Annotated in this window: 19 protein-coding genes; 16 read left to right on the forward strand and 3 right to left on the reverse strand. The window is 43.6% G+C overall.

Features of this window, described 5'->3' with window-relative positions; translation table 11 throughout:
- Nucleotides 1–267: 267 nt before the first annotated feature.
- Nucleotides 268–729 (reverse strand): Lrp/AsnC family transcriptional regulator, encoded by a 462-nt coding sequence (locus tag M1L62_RS24830; RefSeq protein ID WP_254562348.1) that lies wholly within the window; start codon nucleotides 727–729, stop codon nucleotides 268–270.
- Between the two features lie 170 nt (nucleotides 730–899).
- Between M1L62_RS24830 and M1L62_RS24835 the strand changes: the two genes are divergently transcribed.
- The gene (locus M1L62_RS24835; RefSeq protein ID WP_254562349.1) at nucleotides 900–1,853 is read left to right on the forward strand and encodes an NAD-dependent epimerase/dehydratase family protein; all 954 of its coding nucleotides are present in this window, start codon (nucleotides 900–902) and stop codon (nucleotides 1,851–1,853) included.
- 32 nt (nucleotides 1,854–1,885) lie between these two features.
- A complete protein-coding gene (kbl, locus tag M1L62_RS24840) occupies nucleotides 1,886–3,076 on the forward strand; it encodes a glycine C-acetyltransferase (protein ID WP_254562350.1) in 1,191 nt (396 codons plus the stop codon).
- 74 nt (nucleotides 3,077–3,150) lie between these two features.
- Here kbl and M1L62_RS24845 read toward each other — a convergent pair whose 3' ends face one another.
- Nucleotides 3,151–3,969, reverse strand: a complete 819-nt coding sequence (locus M1L62_RS24845) for a transglutaminase domain-containing protein (protein ID WP_254562351.1) — start codon at nucleotides 3,967–3,969, stop codon at nucleotides 3,151–3,153.
- Between the two features lie 393 nt (nucleotides 3,970–4,362).
- Here M1L62_RS24845 and M1L62_RS24850 point away from each other — a divergent pair, with 393 nt between their 5' ends.
- The 12 genes from M1L62_RS24850 to M1L62_RS24905 all read left to right on the forward strand — a co-directional run bounded on the left by M1L62_RS24850 (nucleotide 4,363) and on the right by M1L62_RS24905 (nucleotide 16,016).
- Nucleotides 4,363–4,896 carry a YceI family protein gene (locus M1L62_RS24850; protein ID WP_254562352.1) on the forward strand — a complete coding sequence of 178 codons (534 nt, stop codon included), beginning with the start codon at nucleotides 4,363–4,365 and terminating at the stop codon, nucleotides 4,894–4,896.
- A 23-nt stretch (nucleotides 4,897–4,919) separates the two neighbouring features.
- Nucleotides 4,920–5,069 carry a hypothetical protein gene (locus M1L62_RS24855; RefSeq protein ID WP_254562353.1) on the forward strand — a complete coding sequence of 50 codons (150 nt, stop codon included), beginning with the start codon at nucleotides 4,920–4,922 and terminating at the stop codon, nucleotides 5,067–5,069.
- A gap of 163 nt (nucleotides 5,070–5,232) precedes the next feature.
- Nucleotides 5,233–5,853 (forward strand): TetR/AcrR family transcriptional regulator, encoded by a 621-nt coding sequence (locus M1L62_RS24860; protein WP_254562354.1) that lies wholly within the window; start codon nucleotides 5,233–5,235, stop codon nucleotides 5,851–5,853.
- A gap of 12 nt (nucleotides 5,854–5,865) precedes the next feature.
- Complete coding sequence (locus M1L62_RS24865; RefSeq protein WP_254562355.1) at nucleotides 5,866–6,216, forward strand: DUF4260 domain-containing protein; 351 nt, start codon at nucleotides 5,866–5,868, stop codon at nucleotides 6,214–6,216.
- A 42-nt stretch (nucleotides 6,217–6,258) separates the two neighbouring features.
- Entirely contained in the window at nucleotides 6,259–7,629 is a 1,371-nt protein-coding gene (locus tag M1L62_RS24870) for a TolC family protein (RefSeq protein WP_254562356.1), read from the forward strand.
- Nucleotides 7,626–8,045: a DUF3995 domain-containing protein gene (locus M1L62_RS24875; protein ID WP_254562357.1), complete on the forward strand. Its 420-nt coding sequence runs from the start codon at nucleotides 7,626–7,628 to the stop codon at nucleotides 8,043–8,045. Before M1L62_RS24870 ends, M1L62_RS24875 begins: the two co-directional genes overlap by 4 nt.
- Nucleotides 8,046–8,055: 10 nt before the next feature.
- The gene (locus tag M1L62_RS24880) at nucleotides 8,056–9,129 is read left to right on the forward strand and encodes an efflux RND transporter periplasmic adaptor subunit (RefSeq protein WP_254562358.1); all 1,074 of its coding nucleotides are present in this window, start codon (nucleotides 8,056–8,058) and stop codon (nucleotides 9,127–9,129) included.
- A gap of 51 nt (nucleotides 9,130–9,180) precedes the next feature.
- Complete coding sequence (locus tag M1L62_RS24885; protein ID WP_254562359.1) at nucleotides 9,181–9,564, forward strand: four helix bundle protein; 384 nt, start codon at nucleotides 9,181–9,183, stop codon at nucleotides 9,562–9,564.
- 37 nt (nucleotides 9,565–9,601) lie between these two features.
- Nucleotides 9,602–12,658 carry an efflux RND transporter permease subunit gene (locus M1L62_RS24890; RefSeq protein ID WP_254562360.1) on the forward strand — a complete coding sequence of 1,019 codons (3,057 nt, stop codon included), beginning with the start codon at nucleotides 9,602–9,604 and terminating at the stop codon, nucleotides 12,656–12,658.
- A 218-nt stretch (nucleotides 12,659–12,876) separates the two neighbouring features.
- Nucleotides 12,877–14,229, forward strand: coding sequence for a neutral/alkaline non-lysosomal ceramidase N-terminal domain-containing protein (locus tag M1L62_RS24895; RefSeq protein WP_254562361.1), 1,353 nt, complete (start codon nucleotides 12,877–12,879; stop codon nucleotides 14,227–14,229).
- Between the two features lie 113 nt (nucleotides 14,230–14,342).
- On the forward strand, nucleotides 14,343–15,428 hold the full coding sequence (locus tag M1L62_RS24900; RefSeq protein WP_254562362.1) for a Gfo/Idh/MocA family protein: 1,086 nt from the start codon (nucleotides 14,343–14,345) through the stop codon (nucleotides 15,426–15,428).
- A gap of 90 nt (nucleotides 15,429–15,518) precedes the next feature.
- Nucleotides 15,519–16,016 (forward strand): acyl-CoA thioesterase, encoded by a 498-nt coding sequence (locus M1L62_RS24905; protein ID WP_254562490.1) that lies wholly within the window; start codon nucleotides 15,519–15,521, stop codon nucleotides 16,014–16,016.
- Between the two features lie 99 nt (nucleotides 16,017–16,115).
- Here M1L62_RS24905 and M1L62_RS24910 read toward each other — a convergent pair whose 3' ends face one another.
- The gene (locus tag M1L62_RS24910) at nucleotides 16,116–17,669 is read right to left on the reverse strand and encodes a helicase HerA-like domain-containing protein (RefSeq protein WP_254562363.1); all 1,554 of its coding nucleotides are present in this window, start codon (nucleotides 17,667–17,669) and stop codon (nucleotides 16,116–16,118) included.
- A gap of 224 nt (nucleotides 17,670–17,893) precedes the next feature.
- On the opposite strand from M1L62_RS24910, the gene M1L62_RS24915 reads away from it, so the two are divergent.
- Nucleotides 17,894–18,910, forward strand: a complete 1,017-nt coding sequence (locus M1L62_RS24915; protein ID WP_254562364.1) for an alpha-E domain-containing protein — start codon at nucleotides 17,894–17,896, stop codon at nucleotides 18,908–18,910.
- Nucleotides 18,911–18,978: 68 nt separating this feature from the next.
- On the forward strand, nucleotides 18,979–19,821 hold the full coding sequence (locus tag M1L62_RS24920) for a transglutaminase family protein (RefSeq protein ID WP_254562365.1): 843 nt from the start codon (nucleotides 18,979–18,981) through the stop codon (nucleotides 19,819–19,821).
- Nucleotides 19,822–19,892: the final 71 nt, after the last annotated feature.

Consider the following 19,892-nt stretch of genomic DNA (forward strand, 5'->3'; position numbering starts at 1 on the left):
TTTTCTTTTAGCTATATTGTCGATAGGGGAGGTTAAACGCAGAGCAAAGGGATTTTTTCGCAGAGTTTCAGGAGTTTTATGATTTGGTGAAATTATAACTCCGGGCACGCCGCGAAACTATCTTATTAAACGCAGAGTAAGGGAGCGGCCGCCGCCCGGTTTTGCGCAGAGGACACGGAGCGGACGCCGCGCGGTTTAATGACCTAGTGAAATCATAACTCCTAAAACTCTGCGAAAAACTCCCCGAACTCTGCGTTTAACCACCGATCAGATGTAGAACTCAGAAGTATGTTTAATTTCCTTTAAAACGAAGGTGCTGTTCAAAACGCCGATGTTGTCGATCTTCGACAGTTTGTACTTGACAAAGTCGTGGTATTCGTCGAGGCTTCTCACATTGATCTTTAACAGGAAATCAACCTGGCCGGCCATGTGATAACATTCCTGGACTTCGTCGAGATTCTGGATTTCCTGCTCAAATTTTTCGATAAATGCCTCGTTATGATAACGCATGGATACCTGGCAGATTGTTGTAATGGGCCTGTTAATCAGTTTTTTATCCAGTATGGCAACATACTGTTTTATAAAACCCAGATTTTCGAGCCTTCGGATGCGCTCATAGATCGGGGAGATGGTAAGATTCAGGATCGTCGCTATTTCTTTTGTCGTTTTTTTTGCATCTTTCTGTAAAATCCGCAAAATTTTTGTGTCGATTTTATCTATTTCTTCCATGGTGGCATAATATTTCCTGCTTTTATAAAACAGAATATCTGTAAAAAGTAAATTTTTCTTTTGATTGATAAATATGCAATAATATTTATTGAAATGAAACGTAATTGTTTAAAATATTATCTTAAAATGCAAAATTGCAAGTGATTTATACTTTATAAATGCCTTGTAAAATGAAATCTGAAAGTATTTTAGTTATCGGAGCAAATGGCCAGATCGGATCGGTGCTGGTGGAATATTTGCGTGGTATTTATGGTGACAGCAAAGTGATTGCTTCTGACCTGCGGGTAAATCCGGACAGACAGGATTATTTTGAAGTGCTTGATGCGACAGATGGCAAAGCTTTACAGGAAATCGTAAAACGCCATCAAATAACCCAGATTTATCATCTGGCGGCAATTTTGTCTGCAAAAGGGGAGCAAGATCCTTTGAATACCTGGCAGATCAATATGCAGACTTATTTCAATGTACTGGAAGTAGCCCGTGAACAGGGTGTGAAAAAGATATTTTACCCAAGCTCCATCGCCGTTTTTGGGGCGCATGTGCATGGTTCTGCGGATCAGTTTTCTTACCTGGATCCGTCTACGGTCTATGGAATCAGTAAGGCTGCCGGTGAAAACTGGTCGAATTATTATTTCAACCGTTATGGAATGGATATTCGTTCGCTGCGGTATCCGGGTATTATCAGCTATCAGTCGATGCCGGGTGGAGGAACGACGGACTATGCTGTCGATATTTATCACAAAGCAGTAAAGGGCGAGCATTTTGATTGCTTTTTGAAAGAAGATGCGACTTTGCCGATGATCTATATGAGCGATGCGCTGGACGCGACGGTTCGTTTGATGGAAGCTCCGTCTGAAAAAATAAGTGTCCGAACGGGTTATAATCTGGCGGGTATGAGTTTTTCTCCAAAAGAAATATACGAGAGCATACGGAAAATTATTCCTGCTTTTGAAATCAGTTATAATCCTGATTACCGTCAGGCGATTGCGGAATCGTGGCCGTCAGAAATCGATGACTCGGAAGCCAGAAAAGACTGGGGATGGCGCCCGGCTTATTCGCTGGACAAGATGACGGAAGAGATGATCCAGGAATTGAGAAAGAAATATGAAATCGTCAGAAGCTAGTCTTCTCATTTATTCATCCAAATTAAATTATCATGTACGGAGATATTAAGGAACAACTTCAGGGCGAGCTTGACGGAATCAAAGAGGCCGGACTTTATAAAACGGAGCGCATTATCGTGACGCCACAGGCTGCGCAGATAGCCACAGAAAATGGTAAAGAAGTTTTGAATTTCTGCGCCAACAATTACCTTGGGCTGTCGTCGCACCCGGATGTGATTGAAGCCGGTATTGACGCAATCCGCACACACGGTTTCGGGATGTCTTCGGTTCGTTTTATTTGCGGAACCCAGGATATCCACAAAGAACTTGAACGTAAAACTGCTGAGTTTTTAGGTACGGAAGATTGCATTTTATACGCAGCTGCCTTTGATGCAAACGGCGGCGTTTTTGAACCGTTGCTTGGGGAGCAGGACGCAATTATTTCGGACGAATTAAACCATGCCTCGCTGATTGATGGTATTCGTTTATGTAAAGCAAAACGTTTCCGTTACAAGCACAATAACCTTGAAGATCTTGAACAACAACTGAAAGATGCACAGGGAAGTCGTCGTATCCTGATCGTGACGGATGGCGTTTTTTCGATGGACGGGACTATCGCGCAGCTTGATAAAATCTGTGACCTGGCTGATCAATATTCGGCGATGGTGATGATCGACGAATGTCATGCTTCCGGGTTTATTGGTAAAACTGGTCGTGGTACGCATGAATTCCGTAATGTGATGGGGAGAATCGATATCATTACCGGTACTTATGGAAAAGCATTGGGTGGTGCGTCGGGAGGGTTTACGGCTGCGAAAAAGGAAATTGTTGAAATTCTTCGTCAGCGTTCACGCCCGTATTTGTTCTCCAATACGTTGGCGCCATCGATTGTTGGCGCATCTATCAAAGTACTTGATCTGCTTACGAGTTCAACGGCACTTCGCGACAAACTTGAAAACAGCACAAAATATTTCCGTGAAGAAATGACCAAAGCTGGTTTTGATATCCTTCCGGGCGAGCACCCTATTGTTCCGATTATGTTATACGACGCGAAACTGGCACAACAGTTTGCCGCGAAATTACTGGACGAGGGAATTTATGTAATCGGGTTTTTCTATCCGGTGGTACCGCAGGGCAAGGCACGTATTCGGGTACAGATTTCGGCAGGTCACGAGCAGAACCATCTGGAAAAAGCTGTGGCCGCGTTCACCAAGATTGGCAAGGAACTTGGTGTTATCAGCTAATTGAATTTCATCAACATATAATGCAGAAAGCCGGATTTTAATGTCCGGCTTTTCTGTTGGATGTGGATTGTAAGTTATTGGTTATTGGCTTGCTGAGGCTCCGGTTCAAGAAGCTCTACTTCCACATGTAAAGACTGTAAAGTTGCATTGCCGTATTGGGTCACCATCGCAACATCGGCGGCGTCGCGGCCGTGAGCAATTTCAATGCGGTAACCTTCCGTTTTTTCCTGAACGGCGTCAAAAGTAAACCAATCACCTCCGATGTATACTTCAAACCAGGCATGCAGGTCCATATCCTTTAATTTATCAAGGTATCCAACCGTCATTCGGGTTGGGATGCACAGGTTTCTGCAAAGTGCGATGGCCAGGTGCGTGAAGTCCCGGCAGACACCAATGCGGTTCCTGGCCAGGTCCAGCGCGGTTGTACTGGCGTCGGTCATCCCGTACTGATAAGTCACGTTGTTGTGGATCCAGCTGCGTATGGCTTCAACCTGTTCATATCCGGGAACGAGATTTCCGGCAATTTCCATCGCCAGCATGTTAATTTCATGCAGGTCAGACTGACAATAACGGCTTGGTAAAATGTAATGCATCACATCATCCGGTAAGTCACCAACGAGCATAAATGGCGGGGCCGGATTAGGAATTACTTTGGTCGGATTAACCTGCGCTTCAACCTCGGTGCTGATTGTAACTTTCCCAACCGGCAGGATGGCACGCTGACATGGGTTTCCGTAAATATCTGTATATTCTGAAAATGGGATAGCCGGGTCGATTTTAAACCCCTCGCTAATAATGGACTGCCCTTCCTGACGCCTCGGGCGCAGCATTGTTGTTATTGTTGTGGGCGCATATACATCGTAAGTAAATATGCTACGTCCCTTCATTTTCATGTAAAAACCGTTTAAGTAAAGTTTAGTAAAGATAGAAAGCTTTATTGGTGGAAATCAGGTGTGGAAACCAGTTTTAAAATTTTCTTAACATCGATTTATAAACAATTGTGCCAGATATAAGGTCTGGTATCGAACTGTGTCAGAAGAACTTATTTTAATTATAATTTATTTGGGGAACGTTATGTTAAATTGATTTTGATTGACAGTAAGCCGGTACAGATTAGAGAAAAATTAAATTCTTTGAGACGTGACCTAATTTTACTAGATTTCCGTTTTCCAATACAAGAAGGCAGGAAATGGCATAATTTTGATTCATTTCTGCCAGGTAGGTAACCAGTCCGACGGTTTGGGATATCCGTCCGTGGATCATTTTAAAATTTAAAGTTTATTCCTATGGCAATTACAAAGTGGATAGTAGACCCGGTACACTCTGATGTACAATTTAAAATTAAACATTTGGTGATCTCTACAATCACAGGTTCTTTCAAGAATTTCGAAGGAGGAGCAACGTCTGATCTGAACGACTTTGAAAATGCTGAGATTCACTTTTCACTGGATGTGGATAGTATCGATACAAACCAGGATATGCGCGATACGCACCTGAAATCGGCCGATTTTTTCGACGCTGACCAGTTTCCGCATATTACATTTCAGTCCAATTATTTTCATAAGGCGAAGGGTGACCATTACAAGCTTTCAGGTTTACTGACTTTGAAAGGTATAACCAAACCCATTGAGCTTGATGCCGAATACGGTGGAACTGAACGCGATGCCGATGGAAATATTCGTCTGGGATTTGAGGTTGTCGGGATATTGAGCCGCCAGGAATTTGGACTGAATTATATGCAGCTGACCGAAACAGGAGGACTGTTGATCGGGGAAGATGTGAAGTTGATTGCTAATATACAGCTTGTTAAACAAAGCTAGGACTTAATATTTGTTTTGAAGAAATGCCTGTTTCTACTTTGTGGGAATGGGCATTTCTTGTTTTTCGTGGATTGAAATCCACGGTTACAAAATCGGCCATGCCTACGGCAATCTATGAACGAAACAGTGCCATCGGCACGACCGATCTTGTAGCCACGGATTTTAATCCGTGAAAAGGATTTCAATTTATGAAAAAGGATTTCAATTCATGAACAAATTCAATCCATCGAAAATAGAGTTCATCGCCAAAATATAACCATTCATCCAAAAATTACTAAACGATTTGTTTTTAATGAACACTGTTTATTACATTTGTCATGTAAATAAAAATGAAACATGGGAATCACAGAGCGGAAGGAAAGAGAGCGGGAAGAAATGCGGGATTTGATCTTGCAGGCAGCACGGAAATTGTTCCTTACCCAGGGATATGAAAAAATGAGTATCAGAGGCATCGCAGAAGCCATAGAATACAGTCCTGCAACGATTTACCTGTATTATAAGGATAAAAACGAGTTGTTCTTTTCCTTGCATAAAGATGCATTTCAAAAAATGATGGCGGAGTTTTCAGTAGTAGCTGCTGTAACGGATCCATTTGAAAGGTTGGTAGCGCTCGGTCGGCAGTACATCAAGTTCGCAATTGAAAACCCTGAATTGTACGACCTGATGTTTATCATGGAAGCACCGATGGAGACGTTGGCCTGCCGTGAAGAGGTGTGGGAGGACGGACAGACCTCTTTTGGGTTTTTGAAAATTGTAATCGGCGACTGCATAAACGCGGGCTATTTCAAAAATACAGAGGATATTGAAAATTCATCCCTGACGATCTGGAGTTTTATGCATGGCCTGATCACCATTTATCTAAAAAAACGGATGAGCATGTTTGAGGATAACCGTGAAATGGAGCGGATCGAAGAATCATTCAAGTTATTTGTCGAGATGATCAAATGCAGATTCTAACATCTTTTAGCCATGAAAAATTTATTAAAACTTGAAGATGCTGCTGAATGGATTTTCTCCATATTCCTTTTTAGCAAACTGGAATATGCCTGGTGGTTGTACCCGACGTTGATCCTGCTGCCGGATCTCAGTATGCTCGGATATATGGTCAATTCCCGCGTTGGGGCTGCGGCCTACAATTTCGTTCATCACAAAGGCCTGGGCATTGTGATAGGTTCAGCCGGATTCATGCTGGCCAGCCAGCCTCTGATGCTGGCGGGAGTAATATTATTTGGCCACTCCTGCATGGACAGAGTATTTGGTTACGGATTAAAGTACGGCGATGATTTTAAGCATACACATTTGGGGAAAATTGGCAACTAAAAAAATTTGCCCTTTGACTAAACACTGTTTATTAAATGATCTATGATTAATAAAACACTTTTATTACTCTTTTTGACCCTGTGTCAGGGAATTGTACTGGCTCAAAATTCCACCATCCTCGAAGGTTATGTGCAGGAAGGTCTGCGAAATAACTTGTCGCTGAAACAGGAGTCACTGGAAATTCAAAAGGTTGCTGAGGCAATCCGTCAGGCAAAAGCGCTTTTTTATCCGCATCTTACTTTTGCGCCAACCTATTCCATAGCAGCTGGCGGGCGCCGTCTGAATTTTCCGGTAGGTGATCTTCTGAACCCGGCTTATAAGTCGTTAAATGAGCTGACTGGTAAAGACCAGTTCCCCACCAACATCGAAAATGTAGATATTTTATTGGCACCGACAAACTTCCATGATACGAAAGTGAGCGTGCAATATGCTATCTATAACCCGGAAATAAAATACAACTATCTGATACAAAAAAGTTTGCTTACTGCGCAGGAAGCTAAAAAGCAGGTGGTCGAAAATGAACTGCGTTATTCCATTGAGACGGCCTACTACCAATATTTGCAAACACTGGAAGCCGTAAGAATCCTTGATAATAGCGGAAAGGTATTGGACGAGCTGCTCAGGTTAAACAAGAAACTGGTTGCTAATAATGTGATGACGAAAGACGCTGTTTTTTCTGCGGAGTATGAAGTCAGCAAACTCGTTCAGCAGCGAACCGAAGCTTCGAAGAATACACAGGTTGCGCAGGCTTATTTCAATTTTCTGCTGAATAATGAGCTGACCAGAGCGATACAGGTAGATTCCTTGCTGGTTAAAAGTACCACACTGGGTGTTGAAATTAATTCGGATCTGCAAGGACTCACGGCCCAGGCGGTTTCTAACCGGCAGGAACTGAAACAGCTGGATTTTTCCATTCAGGCGGCTGGTCAGGCTATCACTTTACAAGAAAAAGCGGCTTACCGCCCTGCTGTTTTTATAGGTGGAAATGTTGGTTTTCAGGGTTATGGTTACTCGTTCAGGGACCAGCAATATGCGGTTGGGCAGGTTGGGTTACAATGGGATCTGTTTAAAGGTTTTGAACGAAAATCGAAAATTCAGCAGGCTAAAATCCAGACTGATTTATTGAAAACCAAACAGAATGAAGTTGAAAAACAGATCGCGCTGCAAACCACTCAGGCTTTTTATGATCTCGCTTCTACGCGGGAATCGCAAAGAGCAGCCGAAAACGGGTTCGTAAATGCAAGTCAGTATTTCAAATTAATTGACAGCCGGTATCGCAACGGGAATGTTCTGCTGTTGGAATACATCAAAGCGCAAAATGATGTGTTAACGGCACAATTGCAGCAATCTATCACCAAATACGATGTACTTATCAAAAAATCGATGTTGGATAAAATTACTGCTGAACCATGATTTTTGGACTAATCAATTTCACAATTCTTACAGCCATCAGTGCCATTCACGTCTATTGGGCTTTTGGTGGGAAATGGGGGGCCGCCGCTGCTTTGCCTGAATTGGGCGGTCAGAAAGTCCTGAAACCGGATATATTCAGCACATTGATTGTGGCAGCAGGACTCGGAGCGATGGCTGTTTTGCATTTACACAAAATAGGCTTGTTTGTTTTACCTCTTCCAAACTGGGTCGACAGCAAAGGGCTCTGGGTTATCACTGCCATTTTTTTCATTAGAGCCATTGGCGATTTCAGATATGTCGGGTTTTTCAAGAAAGTCAAAAAATCACTTTTCGCAAGCCTTGACACAAAGTATTATTCTCCTCTATGCCTGATTATTTCTTTGAACGCTTTACTGACAAGTATCAATGATTTTTAACAGAAACAAAATGAAAACGACCATACATATTTCCTCCGTTCTGGCACTGATGCTTTTGCAAACGAGCTGTGGAAAGGAGAAGACTGAACAAAAAACAGAGGTTTTGGCAAAGGATTCGGTTCCTGTAAAAGTGACAAAAGTCGATAAGTCAGAGCGCTCCGAGCCAATCCGTGTTGCCGGGACGGTTGCATCTTCAGAGGAGGCGCGACTGGCTTTTAAAGTGGGAGGGGTGATTAACAAAGTATATGTAAAGGAAGGTCAAACTGTGCGTAAAGGTCAGCTTCTGGCTACACTTGACTTAACGGAAATCGATGCGCAGGTGAATCAGGCGCAATTTTCTGCCGACAAATCGGAGCGTGATATGAAACGTATCCAGAACATGGTGCGCGATACCGCAGCCACTTTGGAGCAATTACAAAATGCCACGACGGGGCACGAAGTGGCGCAGCAAAATCTAAAAATTGCAAAGTTCAACCAGTCATATGCCAAAATTATTTCACCGATTGACGGTACTGTGACGCAGAAAATGATTAATGAAGGAGAATTGATCGGAGCCAATAATCCTGCTTTTTTACTGGCTTCGAATCATAAAAACGACTGGGTGGTGCGGGTCGGAGTTTCTGATAAGGACTGGGCAAGAATAAAAATGGGAGATAAGGCTTCCGTGTCTCTGGATGCGTATCCAAACGAACCATTTTCTGGAACAATCAGTAACCTGGCCCAGTCGGCGGACCCTGCCAGCAAACTATATGAAATTGAGGTGAAAATTAACCCGGCTGGAAAGAGATTTGCCAACGGATTGTATGCAAAAGTGAACCTGATTCCCTCTCAAAGCCGAAATTATGCGGTTATTCCGGTTGAGGCGGTGATTGAAGGAAACGGTGAAAACGCCTTTGTTTTTATCAATAATCATGGGAAAGCAAAACGGATTCCCATAAAAATCGGATATCTGGACGGAGAAAATGTCCTGATCAAAAATGGTCTGGAAGATATTTCGGAGGTCGTCACAGCCGGATCGGCTTACCTGACTGAGGGGGCTTCATTATTAATTAAGAATGAAGAATTGAAAATAAAGAATAGGTAAAACTCCGGAATTGCCGCCCTAACGGGCTTATGTCACACACACTTTATTGATATGGAAAAGGAAAATATAATCAGGGTCAAGTCATTTGACTATGGCGTCAGAATATTCAAGCTGTATAAATGGCTGTTGGAACACCACCGTATTTATTCTGTTGCGGATCAGATTTTAAGAAGTGGTACCGCTATCGGCGCTAATATCGAAGAGGCGACCGGTGGGTTTACAAAGAAGGAATTTGCAGTAAAAATTGGCATAGCTTTCAAGGAAGCAAGAGAAACCAGATACTGGTTGAGGATTCTGCGTGCTGGCGGCTGTCTGGACGATAAGGTATTTGATTCAATGCTAACAGATTGTGAAGAGCTGATAAAAATCCTGGGCTCTATTCAGATCACGACACGACAAAATATTATGAAAGAGCAAAAGCCTCGGAAGGGGTGATTATTCTTAATTCTTCATTATTAATTCTTAATTTAAAATGAATATCTCCGAGTTTTCCGTTAAGAACTGGCAGTTCATGCTGGTCATGTTTGTTGGCGTCGTGGCGCTGGGATTAAACTCTTTGCTGAACATGCCAAGAGGCGAAGATCCGGAGTTTTTTGCCCCATCTTTTGCCGTTGTGTATGTATATCCTGGTACTGACGCCCTTGATATGGAGGAACTGGTTGTGGATAAGGTGGAGAAGCGGCTAAGTGCTTTGGAAAATGTCAATACGCTTAAAACGAGTGTGGATGATGGCTTGGCGGTTGTCGTCATTGAATATGATTACAGTGAGGACCCGGATGAAAAATATCAGGAACTGATCCGTGAGGTCGGTGCGTTGCAAAAGGAATTGCCAACAGACATTTTCAGTACGGAAATCCGTCGTTTCTCGCCAACGGATGTTAATATCGTTCAGATTGCCCTGGTTTCGGAAACAGCCTCCAACAAAGAAATGGGCGATCAGGCGGATCGATTGAAGGATGAACTGGCAAAAATTAAAAGCTTGAAGACTGTTCAGGATTGGGGTTATCCGGCCGGGACTGTACGGATTTCGCTGAATCTTGAAAAAATGGCGCTTGAAAAGGTGCCTGTAACACAGGTGGTCAATGCACTGCAAAGTGAAAATTATAATATTCCGGGTGGGAGTATTCAGGCCGGAACGCGTAAATTCAATATTAAAACTTCCGGAGATTACCAGTCGATTGAAGAAATTGGGAATACGATCGTAGCCAGTACAGGCTTTGGCAGTAAGTCGCAGAAAATCATTTATCTGAAAGATATTGCCACGGTCAATTTCGATTATGCGGAAGAATCGCACATTACCAGACTGAATGGGCATCGGGCCGTGCTGGTTACCGCGGCTCAAAAGGAAGGTCAGAACATTGAAAAAGTAGGGGCGATTGTCAATCCCGTTGTTGAGAAATTCAGTAAAACATTGCCGCATCAGATTCAGCTTATCAAAAATTTCGATCAATCCGAAAGTGTGAGCAAGCGGTTAAGTCGTTTTGGAAAGGATTTTGCAATTGCTATTTTCCTTGTTGCACTGACCTTGCTGCCCCTTGGCTTTCGTGCGGCCCTGGTGGTCATGATCTCCATTCCGTTATCGCTTGCCATCGGTCTGGCAGCAATTGATTTTCTGGGTTTCAGTATTAATCAGTTAAGTATCGTGGGGTTGATTGTAGCACTCGGTATTCTGGTCGACGACTCCATTGTGGTGGTTGAAAATATCGAACGCTGGATGCGCGACGGTCATCCGAAACGCGAAGCGGCGGTCAAAGCAAGCAAACAGATCACACTGGCGGTTATTGGCTGCACCGTGACACTGGTACTGGCATTTTTACCACTCAATTTTCTTCCTGAGGCATCAGGCGATTTTATCCGCAGTTTGCCTATGGCTGTGACGATGACGATCCTGGCTTCCATGGTCGTTTCACTGACGATTGTTCCGTTTTTGAGCAGCCGGTTACTCAAAGAATCGCATAACCCGGAAGGAAATATTTTTATGCGTTCGCTGAAAAAAGTGATCAGCGGTTCATATAGTAAGCTGTTACACTGGTCGCTCCGTCATCCCATTCCGACTTTGATCGTTGCTTTACTGATCTTTGTGGCCTCGCTGGGATTAACCAAGGTTATCGGATTCTCACTTTTTCCCAAATCAGAAAAGCCGATGTTTCTGATCACCGTTGAAACGCCTGATGGGACAGCGCTTTCTGAAACGGATCGGGTGGCACGTTATGTGGAGGGAGAGATTAAAAAGACTCCGGAAGTGCTTTATAGCACAACGAATGTTGGAAAAGGGAATCCGAGAATTTATTACAATGTGATCCAGCGTTCTGAGGCAACGAATTATGCCGAGTTTTTTATACAGCTGAAAGATATGGCACCGGATGAAAAGGAAACCATTATTGAGGATTTTCGTGACCGGTTTGCAGGTATAGCCAACGCGAAAGTGGAGGTGAAAGACTTTGAGCAGGGCCCTAATACGGAGGCGCCCATCGCGATCAGAATTTTTGGCGAGGATCTTGATCGACTGCGTGTGCTGGCAGGAGATGTAGAAAAAACGCTGAAAAGCACCACCGGTACCATTTATGTAAACAACCCGCTGGCCAACCGGAAAATGGACCTTCGTGTGAAGATCAATAAAGAGAAAGCCAGTATGTCGGGTATTTCTATTGCTGAAATTAACCGCACCATCCGACTCGCCGTCGCCGGACTCAATATCGGGATTTTTAAAGATGAAGAAGGCGATGACTACATCATCAATCTGACTATGCCAAAGGGGAAAGTGGCAGATCAAAGTGTTTTGAATAATTTGTATGTAAACACATTAACAGGAACTTCGGTGCCGCTGCGACAGATCGCTGACCTTCAATTTGAAAGTGCTGTAAACCAGATCCGGCATTATGATCAGGACCGCTATGTGACGGTGACGGCTTATGTTAAAAAAGGTTTTTTGGTTGATGATGTTTACAATCAGGTTATTGCAAAACTGGATCAATACAAATTTCCGGACGGATTTTATTACAAAGCCGCAGGCGAACTCGAAGCAAGAGAAAAGTCATTTGGAGGGTTGACGACGATTATTCTGATAACAGCTTTTGGTTTTCTGGGTGTGTTGGTGCTGGAATTCGGGACGTTCAAGAGTTCTCTGATCGTTTTATCCGTGATACCCCTGGGAATTATCGGCGCATTATGCGCGCTGTTCCTGGTCGGATATCCGATGTCATTCGTCGCCATTGTCGGCCTTATTGCCCTGATTGGTATCGAAGTGAAAAATTCCATTCTGCTGGTTGACTTCACAAATCAGCTCCGGGCAGAAGGTGTGCCCTTACTGGACGCCATTCAGCAGGCAGGAGAAATCCGTTTCGTCCCGATCGTGCTTACATCTTTAACGGCCATCGGTGGTTTGATTCCGCTAGCGATCGAAGGAAATCCGCTTTATTCGCCGCTGGCCTGGGTTTTAATTGGCGGTTTGATCAGCTCTACCATTTTGTCAAGAATTGTGACGCCGGTACTGTACAAGTTATTACCGCCGCGGGTGGAGGGGGGTTGATAGGATCCCGATTGTGTAAGTATCAATCTTTAATCCTACTATTTTGCAGCTGAACCCGGCTGATCCTGACTTATACTCAGAATCAGCCGGGTTTGTTATGTTGCCGCAATTTCTATTATCATTGAAGCTAAAAAGTAATAATTGATAATATTCAACCCACCCCAATTCTCCAAATCCTTCCATATCTTTACCGCCACAAAACCATCCAGTTTCTCCACATGAAATTCCTTAAAATCCTTCTTTATTTCATCGGTTCGATATTGCTTATTTTACTGATCATGGTGGCCACGATGGTTACGACCATTGACCGGACACCCTACAAGGAAATGGCTTATTACAAACAATGGAAGGAAAATGTTGCAAAAATTGGCAGTCAGCCTGCTGCTGACACGACAGGGAAGACCTTGTCTGCGGGCTGGGCGAAAGTTAATATTACGCCGGAAAAACCCGGGCCGATGGCGGGTTATGGAAAAAGAAAAGGTGCGCACTATGAAGCTGTTCACGACTCGATTTATGTACGTACGGTTGTTCTGGATAATGGTGTGACAAAAGCGGCGATCATCACGGCCGACATGCTGATTGTTCCGCCCAATGTTACCGAACGCGTAAAAGCGCTGCTGCCAACGATCGGTTTTACTTTTGATCAGGTTTATTTCGGCGCTATTCATAGTCACAATAGTTTGGGGGGGTGGTATAACACCATTACCGGAAAACTTTTTGCCGGTGCTTACGATGCCGCCACGGTTGAAAATATTGCTCAGGCAATTATTAAGTCAATCGCTGATGCGAAGAAAAATTTACAGCCCGCAACCATTGGTTTTGGCGAAGTAAAGGACACACTGGATATCCGGAATCGTCTGGTTGGTGACGAAGGAATTCTTGATCCATGGGTCAGGAACATCGAATTTGTAAAGGCGGACGGGAAAAAAGCTTTAATCGCTTCATACGCCGCGCATTCGACAGTGCTTAATGCCAAAACGATGGAATTATCCCGCGATTACGCAGGTGCGCTGGTAGACGATCTGGAAGACGGGGAGGCTAATTTTGCCGTATATATGGCAGGTGCCGTCGGAAGTATGGGGCCGATTGAAAAGGGTAATGATGATTTTGATGAAGTTAAAAATCAGGCTGGTGGTGTAGAAAAGGCGATCCAGTCGATAATCGGAAAATTTGAAAAACAGCCGGATATACTGCGTTCGGTTACGGTGCCTTTGCCGCTAAGAGAACCGACGCCAAAATTGACACCCAAGTTTGCTTTACGCAGCTGGGTATTCCGCTGGGCGTTTGGCGACGTGCCTTCTTATGTCAAAGCACTTCGGGTGGGCAATGTTTTGATGGTAGGCGTTCCATGCGATTTTTCAGGGGAACTGATGCCGGAACTAACAGCTTATGCTGCCAAAAAAGGCCTTCATTTAATGGTAACAAGTTTTAACGGTGGGTATGTCGGGTATATTACCAATGATAAGTTCTTTGATAGAGACCTGTATGAGACTACGACCATGAGCTGGTTTGGGCCTTATAACGGAGCTTATTTTCAGGAAGTGATTAAAGATTTGATTGACAGGTTTTAAGGATCGGTTTTAGGTTGCGGCCTGAATGTAGGGGTTCTTGAAATCAGGTTAGTTCATAAACTTTGCCGTGTATTCCTGCTGATTACTAACCGCTAAACTCTAAAACCTAACAAATGAAATACCTCGTAACGATTATGCTGTGTGCTTTCCTTGTAACCTCAGGAATGGCACAAACCCCAGTACGGCTTGCTATTGCCGGTTTAAGTCATGGACATGTCGGTTGGGCTTTTAACCGCCAGGACAAAAAGGATACTGAAATTGTAGGGATTTATGAACCGAATCAGGATCTCGCCGACCGTATTATGAAACGTTACAAATTGGATAAAAACCTGTTTTTTACGGATTTGAATAAAATGCTTGATCAGACAAAACCAGATGCGGTTTCGGCTTTTGGTGCGATCAGCGAGCATATTACGATTGTTCGGGCTTGTGCGCCGAGAAAAATACACGTGATGGTGGAAAAACCTTTGGCTACTACTTTTGCCGACGCAAAAGAAATTCAGAGCCTGGCACAAAAGAATAATATCAGGGTTTTGACCAATTTTGAAACTTCGTGGTATGCAAGTAATCAGTATGTCAATGATTTGGTACAGGAAGGAAAGTTGGGTGAGATCAGAAAAGTGATGGTCAATGACGGGCATCAGGGACCAAAGGAAATCGGTGTAAGCAAAGAGTTTTTTGAGATTCTGACTGATCCTGCAAAAAATGGTGCCGGGGCTTTGGTTGATTTTGGCTGTTATGGTGCCAACCTGATGACATGGCTAATGAAAGGAGAACGTCCGGTTTCTGTTACAGCGGTAACGCATCAGAACAAGCCTGATATTTATCAAAAAGTTGACGATGAAGCCTCGATCGTTTTGCAGTATCCCAAGGCGCAATGTATAATCCAGGGATCGTGGAACTGGTCTTTCGCGAGAAAAGACATGGAGGTTTATGGAACGAAAGGATATGCCGTTGCGGTTGACCCTACAACCATCAGAGAGCGTTTGCAGGATAAAGCGCCGGAAGAAAAAAAGAAAATCGATCCGCGCCCGGCTCCGTTTACTGATCCGTTTTCAGTTTTGGCTGACGTAGTGCAGGGAAGATTAAAAATGGATAAGAATGATTTGTATGAATTGCCTGTGAATGTAACTGTTGTTGAGATTTTAGAGGCTGCGAAAGCATCTGCAAAATCCGGCAAAACGGTTATTTTAAAATAATGTTTATTTAAAATTTGAAAACAAGTGCAAGAATCGCCTTCCCTTGACCCGAAACCCGTAAGTTTTTCGCAAACGACGCTAACCGAGCTTATGATTCCTTCCTATGCCAATTTTGGTGGGAAAATCCACGGAGGCATCCTGCTTTCGTTGATTGATAAGGTGGCTTATGCCTGTGCGTCGCGTCATGCGGCTACTTATTGCGTGACGGTTTCTGTGGACGGAGTAGATTTTTTGAAGCCGGTAGAAGTTGGAGATCTGGTGTCGCTGATGGCTTCTGTAAATTATGTTGGCAAAACATCCCTCGTGATCGGAATTCGTGTGATCGCAGAAAATGTCAGAAACGGCGTACAGCGTCATACCAATACGTCGTATGTGACCATGGTGGCTAAGGGCGAGGACGATCGTCCTGCGTTGGTCCCGCCGCTGTTGCTGGAAAGTGAAGAAGACGGACGAAGATTTCTGGAAGCAATGAAACGTCGCGAATTGAGAGAGCAATATCGTAACGCCTTCGATAGCGAAAAAGGAAGAATCGAAGTCGGTGAAAACCTGGACCAGCTTTCTCAGCAAAGATGCGTCATAGGCTGGTAACCATTTTTAATATTTTACCACCTAAGACATATGAGAAACACCTAAGGTGAAACCTCATATGTCTCAGGTGGTAGAAAAGAAAGAACTAATAGTTTCGCATTAGAAGCCGAATAAGCCTCCTTTTTTTGTTCTGGATGTTGATTTGCCGAACAGCATGCCGAATACGCCGCGCACTACTTCTCTTCCGATCTGTTTTGCGAGAGGCGATGCAAGTGCTTCTTCAAACATTCCTTTTTCCTGTTTGCCATTGCCTTTTGCAGCAGCGGCTTCTTCTTTAATTTCTGCTTCCTGACGGGTTTGCTCTTCCAGTCGTTTCGTCAGAATTTCATATGCACTTTCCGGATCGATCGGGTCTTTATATTTCAGATATACGTCGGACTGGCGAACCTGATTTTCGTAATCCGATTGCGTCATCGGTCCCATAATCGAGGTTGGAGGCAGCAAATGTGTCGCAGCAACTTCTGTCGGAATTCCTTTTTCATTCAAAACGGTGATCAAAGCCTGGCCTATACCAAGTGTCGTCAATATCTGGTCGATCGAATAATAATCCGACCGGGGATATGTTTTAACAGTCTGTTTTAAAGCATCGGCGTCCTGTGGGGTAAATGCGCGAAGAACGTGCTGAACCCGGTTTCCCAACTGCGCAAGTACGGATACAGGAATATCCTGCGCCATTTGTGTACAGAAGAAAATTCCGACACCTTTCGATCTAATCAAACGAACAACCTGTTCAATTTGATCCAAAAATGCTTTTGGCGCATCTTTAAATAATAAATGCGCTTCGTCAAGGAAGAAAACCAGTTTTGGTTTGTCAAGATCACCTGCCTCCGGTAATGTCTGGTATATTTCAGCCAATAGGCTTAACATGAACGTCGAAAATAATGCCGGTTTATCCTGCACATCTGAAATATTCAAAAGACTGATCACCCCCTGGCCATCGACTTTGTTGATCAGATCAGAAATGTCGAAAGATTTTTCTCCGAAAATGGTACCGACACCCTGTTGTTCCAGAGCGACGATCTTTCTGAGGATTGTGCCGGCAGTCGATGAAGAAATCGAGCCATAATCAGATTTTATTTCCGCCGCGCCCGGTCCCTCAGAAAGGTAACTTAAAACTTTTTTCAAGTCGTTCAAATCGACCATCGGCAGCTTTTTATCATCTGCGTATTTGAAAAGAATCGCTAAAACACCCGATTGTGTATCGTTAAGTTCAAATATTTTCGATAATAAAATAGGGCCAAATTCCAGGATTGTTGCACGCATTTGCGCACCTTTTTCTCCACTTAAAGAGTACAATTCAACTGGAAATCCTCTCGCTTCAAAAGGGGTTCCCAATATTGCCGAACGCTCTTCAATGGCGCCATTGGACGTTCCCGGTTTGGCAATACCGGATAAGTCACCTTTGATATCGGACATGAAAACAGCAACACCTGCCGCCGAAAGTTGTTCGGCCAATACCTGAAGTGTACGCGTTTTACCCGAGCCCGTTGCTCCGGCTACCAATCCATGGCGGTTCATCATGCGAAGAGGTAAATTTACTTTTGCCTCTGTTAAAATTTCTCCGTCGAGAATTGCCGATCCGAGATGTATGGTTGGTTTGTCAGTTTGATACGATTTCTGGATTGCAGCTATGAATTGATCTCTTTTTGACACGGGTGTATGTAGTTATCGTTAATAATGTTCTAATTTATCAAAATTATATCTTTTGTAAAGATTTCAAGCTTCGATCAGAATATTTAGAGGAGAATAATACTCTTTGAAGAACTTATGTTATTTTTCGTAGTATTTTGTTTTTGCGGAATATTATTAGGTATTTTGGCATTATCACTATGCTATTATTCTGAAATAATTTATTAAAATACAATTCATTGCCGCCTATGCTTAGTCGAGTTGCTAATTCAATCTATTGGATGAATCGTTATATGGAACGGGTTGAAAATTATGCCCGTTTCGTCGGAGTTAATTTTAATCTAGCACTTGACCTTCCTCCTGACGTGGATGAGCAATGGGAGCCGCTTCTTATTGCCACTGCCGACCACTTTTTGTTTTATAAATATTACGATAAACCAACAAAGGAGGACGTCATCCATTTCATGACTTTCGACAAGCGAAACCCTAATTCGATTGTGAGCTGTCTGTACGAAGCCCGGGAAAATGCCCGTACGATCCGTGAGACAATTTCGAAAGAAATGTGGGAAAGTATCAATACTTTTTATCTGACAATCCGCGGTACTTCTCCGGACGATTTCAGAAATATGGATCATATGCAGTCTTTTTTTACGGATATCCGCAAAAATTGCCAGCTTTTCCATGGTGTGGTTGATGCTTCGATTACGCGTAATGAGGCCTGGCATTTCGGTCGTTTGGGAAGACATATCGAACGTGCTGATAAATGTTCCAGATTTCTGGATGTGAAATATTTTACGCTTTTACAGGACACAGGAACCTCTGGCTCTACGCTCGACCTGATGATGTGGACCGCAGTTTTGAAATCGGTAAGTGCTTATAACATGTATCGTCAAACGCACCGTGCGCTGACCCCGATGAATATCGTGGCATTTTTAATCCTTGACAAATTGTTCCCGCGTTCGATCGCCTACTGCGTTCGTCAGGCTGAGTTGTCTTTGTACGCCATCGCCGGCTCGATTCCTGAACGTGGTCATACCAATCCTGCTGAACGGGCATTAAGTAAAATGCGCAGCGAACTGGAATTTACAGAGGTGGAGGATGTTTTTAAAATGGGACTTCACAAATATCTGGATCGCTTCCAGACGAACAATAACGAAATAGATAACGCGATTTTTGATATGTATTTTGGCTTGGAATCTGAGAAATCGCAAACTCAGTCGATGGGGCAGACTTCGGGGCATTTCAAAAGTCAGTGGATGAACTGACCTGCACGCGTGGTCATGGGTTTATAATATTTCATAGCACAAATTTTTGCTAAAACCCGTCAAATTCCATGAATCTAAAGGTACGTCATACGCTTGATTACAGTTACGATTTTCCCGTAGAACTGGATTCTCATACATTTTATTTATACCCAAAGTCATACCCGCATCAGCGGGTATTGCAATATTCTTTGGTAATTGATCCTGTTCCTTCCAACATTGTTAAAAATGTGGATGCAGAAGGAAATGTACAGCAGGTGGTTCATTTTTTTAACGGAGCTGTTACAAACTTCAAAGTGCAGGCTGAAATGACCGTATGTTCCGATCCTGTTAATGTTTTTGATTTTGTACTTTTCCCTTTTACTACCCAGTTTTTTCCTTTTTTGTACGATAACAGGATTTATAAATACCTGATCCCTTATCTGGACCGAAGTGATGTTACGGGTTACGTCGAGCAGTTTGCCAGACGGATTGCATCAGAGGTTAACTGGGGGACGGTTCCGTTTTTAGTGGAACTAAGTAAATATATCGCTGAAAATTTTTCTTACCAGAATCGCGAATTTGGAGTAGCCTATCCGCCGGATGATACGTTAAGGGATAAAACCGGTTCTTGCCGGGATTATTCGCGTTTGTTTATAGCTGCCTGCAGAAGTCTTGGTATTGCCGCCCGTTTTGTCAGCGGTTATTTATATGGGAATTTAATGCAGGCACACGAGCTTCATGCCTGGGTCGAGGTTTATTTGCCGGGTGCCGGCTGGAGAGGGTTTGATCCCACCGAAGGGAAAGTCATTGCAAATAATCACATTAGCCTGGGCGCTTCCGCTGACTTTGATCAGCTTGCACCGGTTATGGGATTTTTCAGAGGTTCTGCTCAGTCGTCACTTGTGACGCATGTTGACATCGCGCTGATCTGATTTCAGCGTAGCCTGTTACTCAATTCTTGGATTGTTTTATCAAATAATCCGATAGACCGCGGGAAATTTGT

Source organism: Dyadobacter diqingensis, from assembly GCF_024220585.1.
GTDB lineage: Bacteria > Bacteroidota > Bacteroidia > Cytophagales > Spirosomataceae > Dyadobacter > Dyadobacter diqingensis.